The 16493-nt window shown below is 63.1% G+C and carries 13 protein-coding genes; 6 read left to right on the forward strand and 7 right to left on the reverse strand.

The window, feature by feature from the left end:
• The first annotated feature begins 1 nt into the window (after window position 1).
• The 5 genes from VGN66_RS05365 (at window position 2) to VGN66_RS05385 (ending at window position 5450) form a co-directional block, all read left to right on the forward strand.
• Complete coding sequence (locus VGN66_RS05365) at window positions 2-415, forward strand: ectoine synthase (protein WP_327517827.1); 414 nt, start codon at window positions 2-4, stop codon at window positions 413-415.
• Between the two features lie 12 nt (window positions 416-427).
• Window positions 428-1345, forward strand: coding sequence for an ectoine hydroxylase (gene thpD, locus VGN66_RS05370; protein WP_327517828.1), 918 nt, complete (start codon window positions 428-430; stop codon window positions 1343-1345).
• Entirely contained in the window at window positions 1342-2784 is a 1443-nt protein-coding gene (locus VGN66_RS05375) for an aspartate kinase (protein ID WP_327517829.1), read from the forward strand. Before thpD ends, VGN66_RS05375 begins: the two co-directional genes overlap by 4 nt.
• Before the next feature lie 42 nt (window positions 2785-2826).
• Entirely contained in the window at window positions 2827-4074 is a 1248-nt protein-coding gene (locus tag VGN66_RS05380) for an MFS transporter (protein ID WP_327517830.1), read from the forward strand.
• Between the two features lie 104 nt (window positions 4075-4178).
• Window positions 4179-5450, forward strand: a complete 1272-nt coding sequence (locus tag VGN66_RS05385) for an MFS transporter (RefSeq protein WP_327518562.1) — start codon at window positions 4179-4181, stop codon at window positions 5448-5450.
• Between the two features lie 940 nt (window positions 5451-6390).
• Here VGN66_RS05385 and VGN66_RS05390 read toward each other — a convergent pair.
• The 7 genes from VGN66_RS05390 to VGN66_RS05420 form a co-directional block, all read right to left on the reverse strand.
• On the reverse strand, window positions 6391-6663 hold the full coding sequence (locus VGN66_RS05390; RefSeq protein ID WP_327517831.1) for a hypothetical protein: 273 nt from the start codon (window positions 6661-6663) through the stop codon (window positions 6391-6393).
• A gap of 138 nt (window positions 6664-6801) precedes the next feature.
• A complete protein-coding gene (locus VGN66_RS05395) occupies window positions 6802-7455 on the reverse strand; it encodes a 2-hydroxychromene-2-carboxylate isomerase (protein WP_327517832.1) in 654 nt (217 codons plus the stop codon).
• Window positions 7456-7520: 65 nt separating this feature from the next.
• Entirely contained in the window at window positions 7521-9368 is a 1848-nt protein-coding gene (locus VGN66_RS05400; RefSeq protein ID WP_327517833.1) for an NAD(P)/FAD-dependent oxidoreductase, read from the reverse strand.
• A 157-nt stretch (window positions 9369-9525) separates the two neighbouring features.
• A complete protein-coding gene (locus tag VGN66_RS05405) occupies window positions 9526-10146 on the reverse strand; it encodes a TetR/AcrR family transcriptional regulator (protein ID WP_327517834.1) in 621 nt (206 codons plus the stop codon).
• Window positions 10147-10254: 108 nt separating this feature from the next.
• Window positions 10255-11325: an alpha/beta fold hydrolase gene (locus VGN66_RS05410; RefSeq protein WP_327517835.1), complete on the reverse strand. Its 1071-nt coding sequence runs from the start codon at window positions 11323-11325 to the stop codon at window positions 10255-10257.
• Between the two features lie 80 nt (window positions 11326-11405).
• Window positions 11406-11804 carry a hypothetical protein gene (locus tag VGN66_RS05415; RefSeq protein WP_327517836.1) on the reverse strand — a complete coding sequence of 133 codons (399 nt, stop codon included), beginning with the start codon at window positions 11802-11804 and terminating at the stop codon, window positions 11406-11408.
• Window positions 11805-11915: 111 nt separating this feature from the next.
• The gene (locus VGN66_RS05420; RefSeq protein WP_327517837.1) at window positions 11916-14567 is read right to left on the reverse strand and encodes a TonB-dependent receptor; all 2652 of its coding nucleotides are present in this window, start codon (window positions 14565-14567) and stop codon (window positions 11916-11918) included.
• A gap of 246 nt (window positions 14568-14813) precedes the next feature.
• Here VGN66_RS05420 and VGN66_RS05425 point away from each other — a divergent pair, with 246 nt between their 5' ends.
• Complete coding sequence (locus VGN66_RS05425; protein ID WP_327517838.1) at window positions 14814-16487, forward strand: sulfatase-like hydrolase/transferase; 1674 nt, start codon at window positions 14814-14816, stop codon at window positions 16485-16487.
• The last annotated feature ends 6 nt before the right edge of the window (window positions 16488-16493 follow it).

Here is a 16493-nt window from a genome sequence, read left to right on the forward strand (position 1 = left end):
CATGATCATTCGCAACCTGAAAGAAGTCCGCGCCAGCGAGCGCAACGTGAAGTCCGACGGCTGGGCGAGCGCCCGGCTGCTCCTCAAGGACGACGATATGGGCTTTTCATTCCACCTGACGACCTTGTTCGCCGGCCATGAACTGAAGATGCATTATCAGAACCATCTCGAGGCCGTGCTGGTCCTGAAGGGCACCGGCACCATCGAGGATCTGGGCACCGGAGAGGTTCACGAACTGCGGCCCGGTATCCTCTACGCGCTCAACGAGAACGACCGGCATATCGTTCGCCCGACCACCGACATTCTGACGGCCTGCGTGTTCAACCCGCCGGTTACCGGCCGCGAGGTGCATGATGAGAACGGCGCCTACCCCGCCGCCGAAGATGCGCTCGAAAACGCCGCGATGGCCAGCTGAAGGAGACGAGCATTGGCAACAGATCTATATCCATCGCGCGGCGCGCCGGAACGCGTGCTGCTCCCCCGCCACGACCCGGTCACCCACGCCGTTTGGCGGCCGGGGGCGCCCATCGCCCGTGAGCAGATCGAGCAGTTCGATCAGGACGGCTATCTCGTGCTCGAGGACGTGTTCGGGGCGAACGAAATCGCGGCGCTTCAGGACGAGACGGCCCGCCTGCTGGGCGATCCATCCTCGCTCGACGCCGAAACGATCATCACCGAACCGGGCGGAAGCGAAATTCGCTCGATCTTCGAAATCCACGCGCAAAGCGCCCTCATGGCGCGGCTCGCCGCCGACGAGCGGCTGGCGGGCGTTGCGCGCTTCCTGCTTGGCGATCAGGTGTACGTTCACCAGTCGCGGCTGAACTACAAGCCGGGATTCCAGGGCAAGGAATTCTACTGGCATTCCGATTTCGAGACCTGGCACACCGAGGACGGCATGCCGCGCATGCGCGCATTGTCGATGTCGGTGCTGCTCGCGGAGAATACGCCGAACAACGGTCCGCTGATGCTGATCCCGGGCTCGCAACGCGTGTTCGTCACCTGCGCCGGCGAAGCGCCCGATGATCACTACAAGATGTCGCTCAAGAAGCAGGAATATGGCGTGCCCGACGCGCAAAGCCTGACCGAACTCGCGCATCGCAACGGCATCGTTGCCCCGGTCGGAAAGCCCGGGACCGTGATCATCTTCGACTGCAACATGATGCATGGTTCGAACGGCAACATCACGCCATTCCCGCGGGCCAACGCCTTCCTGGTCTACAATGCCGTGTCGAACCGGCTGCAGGCACCGTTTGCGGCATCTAAGCCGCGTCCGCGCTTCATCGCCGCGCGCGACGCCACGCCGCTGACGCCGGTTTCGGGTGAACTGACGGCGGAGCCGGCATGACGGGGAAGCACAGCGTCGAGAAGATCGGCGGCACGTCGATGGCGGCGACCGCCACCGTCTTTGACAATGTGCTGATCGCCGGTCGCAGTGGTGCTGATCTCTACAACAGGATCTTCGTCGTCTCGGCCTATGCCGGGATGACCGACCTGTTGCTCGAACATAAAAAGACCGGCGTGCCGGGGGTTTATGCGAGTTTCGCGCTCAACGACGGCAACCGCTGCTGGCGCGACGCGCTGGAAGACGTGCGCGCGGCGATGATCCGGCGCAATGCCGAGATGTTCGTGCGCGAGGATAGTCGCGCCGAATGCGACCGCTTTGTCGAGGGGCGGGTCGATGGACTGCGCGCATGCCTGAACGATCTTGACCGCCTGCGCGCGCACGGTCGCTTCTGCCTCAAGGAACAGCTCGTCACCATTCGGGAGATGCTGGCCGGGCTGGGCGAGGCGCATAGCGCGCACAGCACAGCGCTGTTGCTGCGCGACCGTGGCGTCAATGCCGTGTTCGTCGATCTGACCATGTGGATGCATGACAGCTTGGACACGCTCGACACACGCATCCGCGAAGCGCTCGAACCGATCGATCTCGCGACGCAGATGCCGATCGTCACTGGCTATGCCGGATGCGAGGGCGGGATGGTGCGCCGCTATGCCCGGGGATACTCGGAAATGACCTTCTCACGCATTGCTGTGCTGACACAGGCGCGCGAGGCGATCATCCACAAGGAGTTTCATCTCTCCAGCGCGGACCCCCGGCTGGTCGGGGAAGACCGCGCGCGCAAGATCGGCCGGACCAGCTACGACGTCGCGGATCAACTCGCCAATCTTGGGATGGAGGCGATCCATCCGCGTGCCGGTCGCGGACTGCGCCAGGCAGAGATCCCGTTGCGGGTTCGCAACACCTTTGACCGGCTGGACCCCGGGACGCTGATCAGCGGTGATTATGTGACGGAAAAACCGCGCGTTGAAATCGTCACGGGCCTGCGCACCGTTCACGCGCTCCAGTTCTTTGACCAGGATATGGTCGGCGAAAAGGGGTTCGATGCCGCCATTCTGGACGCGCTAACCCGGCACGGCGCCTGGATCGTCAGCAAGTCGTCCAACGCCAATACGATCACCCATTATCTGGCGACCGACGCCGCGACGGTAGGCCGCGTGATCGCCGACCTCGAATCCGCGTTCCCCGCATCGGCGATTTCGTCGCATCCGGTGGCGATCGTATCGGTGATCGGCAGCGACATCTCCGAACCCGGCCTGGTTCCGCGCGCGCTGCTGGCGCTCGATGAGGCGGGGATCACGATGATCGCGATGCAGCATCAAATCCGCAATGTCGATGTGCAGTTCATCGTCGATTGCGATGCCTTCGATGCTGCGATCTGCGCGCTGCACTCGGCGTTGGTCGAGGGGGCCGGGGTCGCCAAGAGCGGTCGCGCTGCCGCTTGATCTGCGTGTAATGAACCCCTCCAGAATCTCTGGTCCAACGCTATGTTGAGCGCGATGCTGTCGGTCCGCAGCCTGTTGCTCGCCATCTTCATGTTGATGGCGGGCAGCGGTTTTCTCGCGACCCTCACCAGCGTGCGGCTGGAGCGGGCGGGGAGCAGCGCGCTGTTCATCGGCGTGGTCGGCACTGCCTATTTTCTCGGGCTGGTTATCGGGTCCCTGCGGGTTTCGCGGCTCATTCGCCGCGTTGGCCACATCCGCGCCTTTGCGGCCTTCGTCTCGCTCTTCTCCGCCAGCACGCTTACCTATGCGATCCACCAGGATCCTGTGCTGTGGGCGGGACTGCGCTTCGTCGACGGGCTGTGCGTCGCCGGTGTGTTCGTCTGCCTCGAGAGCTGGCTGAACGAGCGCGCCGAGGCGCGGTCGCGCGGATCGGTGCTCGCGAGCTACATGATCGCACTTTATGCGGGTCAGGCGATCGGACAGTTCCTGCTGAATCTGAGCGAAACGAAGCCGTCGATGCCGTTCCTGGTCGCGTCGATCCTGATCTCGCTCGCGGCTATCCCGGTGGTGCTGACGCGGATTTCAGCGCCTCCACCCGATGAAGGAACCCCGCTTTCGATCCGTCGGCTCTATGCGACATCGCCGCTCGGGATCGTGGGCGCCACCTTGACCGGCGTGATGCTGGGCGCCTTCTATGCCCTGGGCGCAGTTCATGTCCGACGGCTTGGCATGGACCTGTCCGAGACGGCGCTGTTCATGAGCATCGTGATCCTCGGCGGTATCGCGCTGCAATGGCCGCTCGGCAGACTGTCCGACCGGTTCGATCGCCGCCGCGTGATCGTGGTCGCATTCGGGGGCGCGCTTGCTGCAAGCATTGCCCTTGCGCTGATCGATGGGCCGGGACCGCTGCTGCTGACCTTCGGCGCATTGTTCGGCGGGCTGAGCTTCGCGCTCTATCCGCTGTGCGTCGCGCATACTAATGATCATCTTGCGCCGGAGGAGCGCGTCGCCGCCAGCGGCGGGTTGGTGCTGCTCTACTCGATCGGTGCCGCGATGGGCCCGCTCGCCGGTGCCATGGCGATGACCCTGATCGGGCCATCGGGCCTGTTTGCGGTGATCGGTGCCTGCGCCGGTATGGCGCTGGCGTTCGGGGCGTGGCGACAGCTCCGCGGCTTGCCGGTGCCGGCCGAATTGCAGCAAAGCTATCAGGTTCTCCCGCGCACGACGCCGATGGCCGCTGCGCTCGATCCCCTCGCGTCTGACCGCGCCGATTCCAGAGAGAAGCCATGATCACCAAGTCCAACGAAACGTCGACCGTCGGCGCTGACCTCCCTTTGGGCGATACCGACGCGGTACCCAAAAGCGTGCTGCGCAAGGCGATCGCCGCCTCCGCGATGGGCAATGCGACCGAATGGTTCGACTATGGCATCTATGCCTATGGCGTGACCTATATCTCGGCGGCGCTGTTCCCCGGCGAGACCGAACAGGCGACGCTGTTCGCGCTGGCGACCTTTGCCATCTCGTTCCTTGTCCGGCCGCTCGGTGGACTGTTCTGGGGGCCGCTTGGCGATCGCTACGGTCGCAAGTCCGTGCTGGCCATGACGATCCTGTTGATGTCGGGCGCGACCGTCTGTGTCGGGCTGATCCCCTCCTATCAATCGATCGGCTTCTGGGCGCCGTTGCTGCTGGTCCTGCTCCGCATGATCCAGGGTTTCTCGACCGGGGGCGAATATGGCGGTGCGGCGACGTTCATGGCCGAATATGCACCCGACGATAAGCGCGGCTTCTGCGGCAGCTTCCTCGAATTCGGTACGCTTGCGGGCTTTTCGCTCGGCGCGTTGCTGATGCTCGGCTTTTCGCTGCTGCTTGGCGAGGCAGCGATGCACGATTGGGGGTGGCGGATCCCGTTTCTGATCGCCGGGCCGATGGGGCTTGTCGGCATGTATCTGCGCTCGCGTATGGAAGACACGCCGGTCTTTCGCGAGATCGAGGCGCAGGACCAGCGCGAGCCCGCCGCATCGGTCGAAATCCGGCATTTGCTGACGCGCTACTGGCGTCCATTGCTTGAGATGAGCGGGTTGGTCGTGGCGCTCAATGTCGTCAATTATACGCTGCTCAGCTATATGCCGACCTATCTTCAGCGCCGCATAAGCCTCACGGCGGACCAGGCGCTGATCGTGCCCATCATCGGCATGCTGTTCATGATGGTGCTGGTGCCATTTGCCGGTGCCCTCTCCGATCGCGTGGGACGCAAGCCGCTCTGGTGGTTCTCGCTGGCGGGACTCTTTGTCATGGTGGTGCCGCTCTATATGCTCATGTCCACCGGGCTGGTTGGCGCAATTGTTGGCTTCGCGCTGCTCGGCCTGCTTTATGTGCCGCAGCTCGCCACGATCTCGGCGACGTTCCCCGCGATGTTCCCCACCCATGTCCGCTTTGCCGGATTCGCGATCGCCTATAACGTATCGACGTCGCTGTTCGGCGGGACAGCGCCTGCGTTCAACAGCTGGCTGATCGGTGTCACGGGCGACGAGCTGGTGCCGGCCTATGTGATGATGGCTGCGTGCGCAGTGGGCGCGGTTGCGCTGCGGTTCACCCCGGAAACGGCAGGCCTTTCGCTGCGCGGCGTGCGTTTGCCCCGGTCTGGCGAGACCACACACGGCCGCTGAGATGGAAATCATGGCGGGCGCTGTTGGACTCGACCTCAGTGATGTGTCGATCAAGCGTCCATTGATCCCGTAACGCGGCTAGTGTCGGCTTAAATATATCCGTGATCCAAACCGGACAGTCTCCTGTCCGCCCATCCGCGGTCATCGTCGGTCCCGTATTCGCTGACCAAGAATGACCAGTTTCAGCGAAACCGGTCATCCCCATGCACCGTAGCGATCGGCGGCTCTTTCATTTCTATTTTTGGGGGGCTTGCTAGATTTGCTGGGTTTGAGGGACGGTGTGTTACCTGGTGTGGTTTTGTTGTCACGGCGACGCTGATCGGGTTTCCCTGTTGATTTTGCTATCGGCTTAGGTCCTGGCTTTAGTGCTATGCTCCCTCTCCTTTTCTTGTTAGAAACCAATCCTGCGCGCAACGTTTGTCTATGTTTTAGGGCGGGGTGGTGTTACCTAACAATCCGCACGAGTTAAGAATGAAGTCAAGGTTGAATGCATTTCCCAACCGGCTAGCAATCGCTGCTTCAGCCAAGCTTGAAACTCGCGAAGATCGGCAGCCAGTTGGCGGCCTTCGTCGGGACCACCTTTATAAATGACCCCATTTTGCGGAGCGCTGGTTAGCGACCCGCGACCTTGCGCGGTCGTGTTAGCTGGTGGCTGCTTCCCAAGCTTCAGGTTTGGAAGCCGACAACCTGTATGCAGCCCTCTAAGAGCCGTTCAGGCGGCGGACTTCGCTCTGTCTCCTTTTTGGGGTCGGGGCCTAAAAACGGTGAGTCCGCAAACGGCCCCTACGCGGTCGAACGACCTTCGATTCTGAGGCCCATTCCCGCGAGGAATCACAATGAGCTCGGAGGGCATTCCAATGGATGCCTTGGCTGGGCCAAAATCGACCAGCGGTGCGGAGCGGGCCGGTTTAACGGATCGACGCGCTCCGCCACAGCCGATTTAGTTATACCGTGCGGCCAGCGCTGCCTCAAGCTGCGCCAGTGTGAGATAGCCGTCCTTGTCGGTATCGAGGCGGGAGAAATTGGACGCGATGCGCGTCATTCCCCCATCTTTTGCCTCGTCCCGACTTAGCTTGCCGTCCTGGTTCTTGTCGGACGCATTGAACTTCGTCCGCAACTCAGTCAGCCGCGCCTGATAGGAATTGGCCTGTGCAGTCGGGGCGAGTGCCAGCGCAGCTGCGGTGAACAGGGCGATCTTTGCGAGGGTCTTCATCGTGCAGTCTCCATCATATCCAGCGTCAATGTGTCCGGGCGGCGAATCGATGATCGTGCCGTGCGGGATCGTCCGTGCCCTTCGCCTAAATATAATGCACAACATTAACCGCGACCGTGCGCGCTTGTGACGACGGCGTTAATTCCGGCCTTTGGCAATCCCGGCGCGGTCGAGCCGCCAGCGCAGGGTTTCGATCCGGTCCTGGCCGAAAAAGGGCTCGCCGCGAAACACCATGGTCGGCACACCCCAATGTCCCGCCGCGTCCAGCGCTTCCTGGTTTCGCGCAATCTCTGCAAGATGATCGCCATCGGTGATGGCGGCGTCGAGTTCCGCAAGGTCGAGACCGGCCTGTGCCACGGCGCCCTTGAGCAAATCGCCTTTGTCCCAGCCTCTGGTCCCACCGAAAATCAGTTCGGCAACGCGATCAGCCAGTTCGATGCCGCGGCCACGGCGGTTGGCCTCGACGCCCAGCTTGGACAGGCGATAGATATAGGGCTGGTCCTTGGCGACTGCCATCGTGCGGAAATCCTGCACGATCGGGTCCGGGTCGGCGGGCAGGACCACGGGGCGGCCAAGCATCTCGCCACGGCGGATGCTGTCCATCGCAATATAGCGGGGTGGCTTGCGATTGGCCGGATCGAACAGCGCCCCCGGATTCCTGACGGCCAGGGGCAGCACGACGCGCAGTTGCACGTCGACATCATAGTCCAGTCGAAGCGCCAGCAGATCGGGTGTGACCAGCCGTGAATAGGGGCTGCGAAACGACCAGAAGACGTCGATGAGCTCCGGCATGTTCCTCTATCCTCCCTTGGCTGGCATCATGTGTCACCGGCGACAAAGCGCCCCGTCCTGATCCGTTACCGGTTGAACATCAGCCCCGCATAGCGCCCCGATCGACGCCAAGCATCGATATGGGTGAAGAAGCCCCCGGCACCGCCGGGATGACCTTGCGCGCGGCGGAACGTTTCGTTCCACCCCTGGCCTTCATTGTTCCAGAATCCGGGGGTGCAATCGGTCGATGTAATCACCGAAGGCTCGGTCGTCATGATCAGGCTGACCCATTGCGACACGGCCTCCTGCGTGGGCTCGACTTCGGCATAGCCACGGCGTTCGGCATAGGCGACTACCTGTGCGATCGTCGCTGCGTGGTCGACGATGTTGTGCGGAATGTTGGAGACCATGTTGGCCGCCTGGTTCATCTGCACGGCGAACGCGTTGGGGAAGCCGTGCATGTGCAGACCGTGCAGCGTTTGCAGGCCGTCCGACCAATAGTCGGACAGCATCTGGCCGCCGCGCCCTTTCAGGTCAAAGCCCGTCTTGAGCTGGAAATTGGCACCATATTCAAAGCCGGACGCATAGACGATGCAGTCCACCTCATAGAGCGTGCCGTTGACGACGAGTCCGGTTTCGGTGATCTGCTCGACGCCCTTGCCGTCGGTATCGACCAGAACGGTGTTCGGCGCATTATAGGCGGGCAGATATTCGTCGCTGAAACAGGGGCGTTTGCACAGTTGCGCGTACCATGGCTTGAGCTGCGCGGCGGTCTGCGGATCCTGTACCACCGCGTCCACCCGTGCGCGGATTTGCTCCATCTTCTCGATGTCCGCGTCCTCGAACGCTGCGCGCACGCGTCCCGTGGTCCTTTGATCCGGCGAGGCGTTGAACGCCTTGCGCAGCCGCGTCACGATCCGCGCCAGCCATAGCGGCGTGCCCCCCAGCGCCTTTTCGCGGATGCGGCGCGAGATCGCGGTCCAGCCATCGTCGATCAGGTCTTCCGACGGGATTCCGCCTCCCATATTCTCGACGAAATTGTCCATCCAGCGCTTTTGCCAGCCCGGCTTGGCGATCTGTGCATACCATTGCGGGTCGATCGGATGGTTGTTGCGCACATCGACCGAGGACGGGGTGCGCTGGAACACGAAGAGCTGCTTGGCCGTCTTCGCCAGATGCGGGATGCACTGGACGCTGGTCGCCCCGGTGCCGATCACCGCAACCCGCTTGTCAGCGAGTTTGGCCATCGGCGCGCCGTCCGCATCGCCGCCCGTATAGCCATAGTCCCAGCGGCTGGTGTGGAATGACTTGCCCTTGAACTGCTCGATCCCCGGAATGCCCGGCAATTTTGCCACGTGCAGCGGCCCGGTGCCGATCGCGACATATTTGGCGGTAAAGTCGTCGCCGCGATTGGTTGTGATCCGCCACACGCGGGCGGCCTCCTGCCATTCGATGCTCGAGACTTCGGTGTGGAACAGCGCCTTGTCGTACAGGCCAAAGTGGCGCGCGATCCGCTCGCAATGTGCAAGAATCTCCGGCCCGCGCACATATTTTTCGGTCGGCATGTAGCCGGTCTCTTCCAGCAGCGGCAGGTAGATCATCGCCGCTGTATCGCAGCGTGCTCCGGGATAGCGGTTCCAGTACCAGGTGCCACCGACACCGCCGGCCTTGTCGATCAGGCGGAAATCGCCAATCCCCGCTTCCTTGAGGCGTGCGCCGACCACCAGCCCCGACATGCCGGCCCCGACAAAGGCAAAGGTCACATGGTCGGCCACCGGATCGCGTTCGACATAGGGCGTATAGGGATCGGCGGCGAGCGATGCGAACTTGCCGGCGAGCCGCTGATATTGCGCATTGCCCTCGGGGCGCAGCCGCTTCGCGCGCTCGGCGGCATATTTCGCCCTGAGGTCCGCCTTGTCGAGCAACGTCGTCATTGTGCACGCCTCTCACCTGGACCCGCCACTGCACCGGCCGGGGCTGGGTCAGGCAGCGATTGGCTGACGGCTGAGTGCGCAGACCGCCGCACGCTGCGGAGTTGCAGGTTTAATGCATTACATTAAATTGTCAATCCGGCGCGGCGGCGAGCGGTCGCTAGACGGGGGTCGACAGATAGGCGGCAATGCACGCCGCTGCTTCGCTGACGGCAGCGTCAACCGCAGGTGCCGTGCCCGCTTCGACCTTGCCGGCGTAGTCGACAGCCTGAACCAGCGAAATCATGAAGCAATGGCGTAACCGCGACGCCACCGTCGCAACAGGCACCTGAGGAAGGCAGGCACGCAACTCTTCGTGCAGACGCGCGAAGGACGGCGCGCCAGCTTCCGCGGTCAATAGCGAGTAATCGAAGCGCGGATCGGTGGCGAACTGAAGACAGAAGCGGGCATACATTCGCCCGCTCTCTTCAAGGCATGCCTCGATAAATGGGCCGATCGCCGCTTCGACCAGCGCCACCAGCCGATGCTGCGGATCGCGCTGATCGACCTTTTCGAGGCGACGGGCCCGTTCTTCCTCGATCTCGCGATAGCGTTTCGCGAACACTTCCTTGATCAGGCTTTCGATGCTGCCGAAATGGTAGTGGACGGCGCTGGGATTGCGCGCGCCGGCATCGGTGGTGATCATCTTGACCGACACCGAACCCAGGCCTTTCTCGGCAATCAGCCGCTCGGCCGATCGCAGCAGTTCGGCCCTGGTATCCTGACGGGGTGGAACGTCCATAAAACTCACTGTTGATGTAAGGCGTCGGACTGGTCGGCCCGGCCTATCATTGTCCCGAGCGCGATAGCAAGCAGGGGCGGGTTACCGGCATCGTATCGCACACCCGGCCTAGCGCGAATCCGGCTGGCGTGCCGTGCCGGCGGTTTCGGCGGACGTCACCGCAGTGACGACGCGCTGGATAGCTGCGGCGATCTCGACCGGGACCTCTTCCTGAAGGAAGTGCCCTGCCTGGGTTTCTGTCACCCGGGCGTGCGGATACATGGCCTTCATGGTGGGCAGAACACGGCCCAGAATCGGATCGCGCATGCCCCAGACGATCTCGGTCGGGATGTCCAGCGTCGCGGCGTAGCGTTCGATTTCGGCCATCGGCTTTGACGTGGGGTGGTCAGGCCCTGTGGGCACCATCCGCATGAGCGCAAGCGGTCCCTTTTTGTTGCCGCTGTCGCGGACCGGGCGCGCATAGAGCGCCGCCACTTCAGCTGGGATCGATGCCGGATCGCCCTGTGTTTGGTGCAGCCGGTCAAACACGGAGACGACATTCTCCAGCAAGATCTCGCCAAGGATCGGGGTGGCGGCGATGGCATGAGGGCGCGACAGTTCGAACTTCTCCTTGGGCGCGGTCCAGCCGGTGTTGAGAATGACCATGCCCTTGAGCAACTCGGGCGAGCGCATCAGCGCGCCAAGCCCGACCGCGCCGCCCCAGTCCTGGCCGACATAAACGACCCCATCCAGACCCAGTTTGCGCAGCGCCGTGCTCATCCAGCGGATATGGTTTTCGAGCGTGTGCTGGCTGGCGGGCACCTTGGTGGAAAAGCCAAGGCCGACCATCGTCGGCATGATCAGGCGCATCCGATCGGTCGGAAGTTCTTGCCAGATCTTGCGATACAGCAGGCCGTTGGTCGGATTGCCGTGCTGAAGATAGACCGGGACGCCTGACCCGGCCTCCACAACATGGATTTTGATGCCCGGCTCGACCTCGACCAGATAACTTTTGTAGCCGCGCGGAAGCACCTCTGCCGCATAGTCGGGCAGGGGGAATGCCTCGAACGTCCCCGACCCGATGTCGATGCTGCCCGCACCCTGCGGCGTCACGACCGACCCGTCGCGCGTCATCCAGAACACGATGGCCATCGCCACGATCAGGATGACAGCTGCGCCGATCAATAACTTCGTCATCATGCCAGGCTCTCCCATGACCGTCCGGCGGCACCGCGATCCGGGCGGGTAATGTAGTACATTACAACGCTGCTGCGCTTCGATCAAGCAGCGCGCGGCGCAGCTGTGTCGCGCGCGGCAAGGTACAGCAGGCCCACAAAGATCAGTTCGGGGATGAAGCGTTCCGGCAGATGCGGTGCGCCAAAAGCGACGCCCGCGACGATCCGCCCGAACGCGAGAACGCCGAAGATCATCATCGGTGGATAATACCAGAACCGCTCCTTGCGGATCAGCGCGAGCAGCAGGCAGACGGCGATGGTCAGCGACCAACTCGATGTTGCACCGATCATCGAACTCAGTGCCAATCCACGCTCCGGCAGGTCATAGCCCCAGAACCGGGCCGCCAGTGCCGGCCGCACCAGCCACAACATCCCCTGAGCACCGAAGAGGAGCGCGAGCAGCAATGGCGGCAGCTGAACGATGAGCCTGAGCACTCTTGCCATGGGTGGCCTCCTGAAGTCCCGATGACGGGGCGCGTCACCAGATTGGCTGTTGCATCATGATGCCGGCGTCGCGGGCGGGCACGGCCGGGGGCCGGCCCGCCCCGTTGTGGCTCAGAAGGCCTTGCGCACCGTCATGCCGAAGGTGCGCGGTTGGCCGGGTGCTCCGTTGAACGAGCCGGTCTGCGCGACGGCAGGGGTGGCGAAGACGATATATTGGTCGTCGAACAGGTTGCGCGCCCACAGCGTCAGCGCCAATCCGCTCTGCAGCTTGAAGCCCAACGACGCGCTGACCAGATTCTGCGCCCGCGTATAATCCGCCGCGTCGATGACCGCTTGCTGCGCGGGGTCGTCGAAGAAGGGGGAGTTGCCGATGTGCTGCCAGTCGGTCCGGAAAAAGGCATCAAGGCTGCCGATCGTGAACGCATAATTGGTCGCCAGGCTGAACTGGGTTCGGGCGATGCCCTGGGGCCGCTGACCGGAGATATCGATTCCGTCGCCGAAATTGGGGAAGCTGTCATAGATCGGATCGAGGAAGGTCGCGCCGCCGGACAGCGTGAGCGCCTGGGACGGGCGCCAGATGAAGTCGAGCTCGACCCCGAACGTCGATTGTTCGGCGGCATTGGCCAGAACAAAGCCGTTATCGAGGAACACATTGGTCTGGAAATTGTCGATCGTCTGATCGAACACGGTGACATTGAACGACAGCGTGTCGAAGCTGGCTTTGAGACCGATCTCATAGACTTCCGCCCGCTCCGGACCGGCCAGTCGCGTGCCCGAGGCGAGGTTGACCAGGCTCAGCCCGGCATCGGCAACGGGCGAAGACGGCGTCGCGAACAGGACCTGGCGCGTCACCGGATCGACCACGCGATTGCCCGGAGCGAAATCCGTCGTGGACGGCCGGCTCTGGCGTGATAGGTTCCATGACGACGCCTTGAACCCCGTCGAATAGGACAGGTAGACGTTGATATTGTCGGTCACCTCATAGGCCAGCCGGGCGGTGAAATCGGTGCTGTTGTCGCGGCTCTTCCCGTCCTCGACCGCGTTTGGAAAGTTCAGGAATGGCGGGGACTGCTGCAGCCCGCGCAAGGCATTGAACGGGTTGCCCGTGCTCCGCGCGACGGCCAGCGCCTGTCGCTGGATCTGGGCGTACAGCGCCGGGTTCTGCTGAACGAACGGGCCGACCGAGGCCGGGTTGGCCAGCGCGACGCCCCGTTGCGCGAGGATACCTGCAAGTGTCGCAGTGTAGCCAAGCTGGTCGAGATTGACCGCCGACAGCGCTTCGTTGCTGACCGCGTTGAACGCGACCTGCTTTTCGTCGTCGGTATGGCTGATGCCGAACGTCGCCGTCAGCCGGTCGGTGATGTTGAGATCGGCAGTCGCGAAGATCGACCAGGCCTTGTTGTCCTGCTTCCCGGAATCGGTGATTCCCTGTCCCGCCGCAGCGAAGGTGCCCGTCGGCACGCCGGCAAAGGCCTCGAACGACGCAACGACCGACGGGGACCCGAGCAACGATCCGAAATAGCGTCGATAGTCGGCGCCATTGATCAGCTGGTTGGCGACATTCAGCGTCTCGTCGAAATAGAAGCCGCCGATCGTCCAGTCGATCCGGTTGCCCTTGCCGACCGACTGGAGCCGGACTTCCTGGGTGAAGGTTTCGATGTCACTCTGCTGACCGACGGTGCTGAAAAATGCGACGCTGGTGGCATCGGCGTCGAAATCGGACCTGCTTTCGTTGCGGCGGAAAGCGGTGATGCTCGTCAACGCGGCAAAGCCCAGATCGAAATCACCCTGCAGCGAAACGCCCGCATTCTCGATGACGTTGGCCGGGACGACGTCATAGTAGACGTTGTACGAGAACGGGTCCTGCGAGACGAAGCGCCCGCCGACCGCGCGGACATTGGCACCGGTTGGTCCCTCGATCAGGTTGGTGATGCCGCAGCACGCCTCGTCGATCTTGTCATAATCGGCGATCAGGCGGAAACTGATATCGGGCGCGGGGTTCCACAATATGTCGCCGCGCACGCCCCAGCGATTGCGCTCATTATAGTGCGCGCCAGTGCCGAGGTCTTCGAAGAAGCCGTCGCGGCGGTTGAACTTCCCCGAGAGCGAGGCGGCGAGCGTATCTGTCAGCGGCCCGGTCACATAACCGTCGATCCGGCGCAGATCATAATTGCCGATGCCGGCCTCTATCGCGCCCTGAAATTTGAATTGCGGCTTGCGCGTGGTGACCGAGATCACCCCCGCCGATGCGTTCTTGCCGAACAATGTCGATTGCGGGCCGCGCAGCACCTCGACCCGTTCCAGATTGGGCAGGTCGGAAATCGATGCAGCCGAGCGCGAGCGATACACCCCGTCGATGAAGACGCCGACCGATGGCTCAAGCCCGATCGCGTTCTGTCCATTGCCGAAGCCGCGAATGTAGAAGGTCGCGTTGCCCGCAGTCTGGCCCTGGCGCACGGCGAGCGAGGGGACCAGCGTCTGGAGGTCGGCCAGATCCTGGATCTCGGCACGTTCGATGTCCTGCGCGCCGACGACGGAGACCGCGACGGGGGTATCCTGCAGCGTCTGTTCACGCTTGGTCGCGGTAATCACAATCTCGGGGACGCGCTGCGACCGCGCGCTTTCCTCGGCGGTGTCGGGCGCTTCCTGCTCCTGCGCGCGGAGCGGTGTGCCAGTGCAAATCAACATCGCCGACATCGCGACACCAAGTGCCAGCGACGAGCGACGGATAACGGGCAGTTTTCGAGTCTGTGCTTGCAGCATGCCATCCTCCCAAAGTCTGCGGCCGGCATACTCTGTACCAGCTCATCGACCGTATTAATGGTATACATTATTAATCGGCCCGCAAGGGCGGTGTTGCGGCGCGCGTAACGCGGGTGTGGATTGGGGCAAGGCGCGCTGCGCAGATCATCGGCAACGCCGATGGATTGCGCCACTTAATGGATTAGATTAATTATCGGGGAAAGCTGATGCGGCGACGCGCCGGTCACATGCGGGGAGGGGCGCAGGATGTTGAAGAGGATTGCGATCGCCGGGCTTGCCATTGTGCTGGTGCTTGGCGCGGCCGGTTGGTTCTACCGCGCTACGATCATTCAATATATCGCGCTGCAACGGGCGTATGCGAACCGGATCGACGCCGGCCCCACCCGGACGGTCCCGTGGAGCAAGGGACCCGCCGCGCCGACCGCCCCGCTTGCCGACCGCCCGCCCAACATCGTCTTCATCCTCCTCGACGATCTCGGCTTCAACGACATCACGACGTTTGGCGGCGGCGTCGCCGACGGGAAGGTGCCGACGCCCAATATCGACCGGCTGGCAGCGCAAGGCGCGGTCTATTCGCAGGCCTATTCGGGCACCGGCACCTGCGCCCCGTCGCGCGCGATGTTGATGACCGGCCGCTATCCGACGCGGACCGGGTTCGAGTTCACTCCGACCCCCAATGGCATGACCAATGTGCTGGCCGCCTTTGACTCAGACCGTCCGGAAAGCCATCTGCCCCCGCTGCAGGTCAATCCGGCGATCAACGACGACATTTTGCCGTTCAGGGACAAGGGCCTGCCGGGATCCGAAATTACCATCGCCGAACTGCTCAAGCAGCGCGACTACCACACGGTCCATATCGGCAAATGGCATCTTGGTAACCGCCCGGACTTCCTGCCGAACGCGCAAGGGTTCGACGAAAGCCTGCTGATGCACAGCGGCCTGTATTTGCCCGAGGATGATCCGCGGGCGGTCAACGCGCGGCTCGATTTCGATCCGATCGACAAGTTTCTGTGGGCCGCGCTCAGCTATGCCGCCTCGTTCAATGGCGGCGAGCCGTTCAAGCCGGGCGGATATCTGACCGACTGGTGGACCGACGAGACGCTGCGGGTGATCGAGGCGAACCGCCACCGTCCCTTCTTCATCAATCTTGCCCATTGGGCGCCGCACACACCGCTCCAGGCGACGCGCGAAGACTATGAAGCGGTCGGCAACATCCAGCCGCACCGCAAGCGCGTCTACGCCGCGATGATCCGCGCGGTCGATCGCAGCGTCGGGCGGATCCTCGACAAGCTCGAGGCTGAGGGACTGGCCGACAACACGATCGTGGTGCTGAGCAGCGATAATGGCGCGCCGGGCTATATCGGCATTCCGGAGGTCAATGCCCCGCTTAGAGGGTGGAAGGTCACCCTGTTCGAAGGCGGCATCCGCGTGCCGATGTTCGTCAAATGGCCGGGGCGGATCGCGCCCGGCACCGTGGTGCAGACCCCCGTCGCGCATATCGATCTGTTCCCCAGCCTTGCCGCAGCGGCGGGGGCTGCGCTTCCGCGCGACCGCATCATCGACGGGGTCGACATCCTGCCCGCCGCTACGGGTAAAGGTAGGGTCACGCGCAAAAATGACGCGATCTTCTGGCAGTCGGGCGCCTACCGCGTGGTGCGCGCGGGCGACTGGAAGCTGCACGTCGACGGCAATCAGAACAAGAGCTGGCTGTTCAACCTCGCCGCAGACCCGAGCGAGCGGACCAACCTAGTCGCCCGCGAGCCGCGCAAGGTCGCCGAGCTGAAGGCGCTGTTAGCGGCGCACCATGCCAAGTCGGTCGGCTCGCTATGGCCGCACAGCCTGATCAGCCCGATCTTGCTCGACAAGACCATCGATCAACCCGTTGCGAAAGGCGATGAATATGTCCTGTGGCCCAATTGATGCCGG

It is taken from the genome of Sphingomonas sp. (assembly GCF_035998645.1).
In the GTDB taxonomy this organism is placed as follows: Bacteria; Pseudomonadota; Alphaproteobacteria; order Sphingomonadales; family Sphingomonadaceae; genus Sphingomonas.

What these genes read in the sequence shown, in the direction of transcription:
- VGN66_RS05365 (WP_327517827.1), top strand. Translation starts at nt 2, where the DNA reads ATGATCATTCGCAACCTGAAAGAAGTCCGCGCCAGCGAGCGCAACGTG.
- VGN66_RS05375 (WP_327517829.1), top strand. Translation starts at nt 1,342, where the DNA reads ATGACGGGGAAGCACAGCGTCGAGAAGATCGGCGGCACGTCGATGGCG.
- VGN66_RS05380 (WP_327517830.1), top strand. Translation starts at nt 2,827, where the DNA reads ATGTTGAGCGCGATGCTGTCGGTCCGCAGCCTGTTGCTCGCCATCTTC.
- VGN66_RS05385 (WP_327518562.1), top strand. Translation starts at nt 4,179, where the DNA reads ATGGGCAATGCGACCGAATGGTTCGACTATGGCATCTATGCCTATGGC.
- VGN66_RS05390 (WP_327517831.1), bottom strand. Translation starts at nt 6,663, where the DNA reads ATGAAGACCCTCGCAAAGATCGCCCTGTTCACCGCAGCTGCGCTGGCA.
- VGN66_RS05395 (WP_327517832.1), bottom strand. Translation starts at nt 7,455, where the DNA reads ATGCCGGAGCTCATCGACGTCTTCTGGTCGTTTCGCAGCCCCTATTCA.
- VGN66_RS05400 (WP_327517833.1), bottom strand. Translation starts at nt 9,368, where the DNA reads ATGACGACGTTGCTCGACAAGGCGGACCTCAGGGCGAAATATGCCGCC.
- VGN66_RS05405 (WP_327517834.1), bottom strand. Translation starts at nt 10,146, where the DNA reads ATGGACGTTCCACCCCGTCAGGATACCAGGGCCGAACTGCTGCGATCG.
- VGN66_RS05410 (WP_327517835.1), bottom strand. Translation starts at nt 11,325, where the DNA reads ATGATGACGAAGTTATTGATCGGCGCAGCTGTCATCCTGATCGTGGCG.
- VGN66_RS05415 (WP_327517836.1), bottom strand. Translation starts at nt 11,804, where the DNA reads ATGGCAAGAGTGCTCAGGCTCATCGTTCAGCTGCCGCCATTGCTGCTC.
- VGN66_RS05420 (WP_327517837.1), bottom strand. Translation starts at nt 14,567, where the DNA reads ATGCTGCAAGCACAGACTCGAAAACTGCCCGTTATCCGTCGCTCGTCG.
- VGN66_RS05425 (WP_327517838.1), top strand. Translation starts at nt 14,814, where the DNA reads ATGTTGAAGAGGATTGCGATCGCCGGGCTTGCCATTGTGCTGGTGCTT.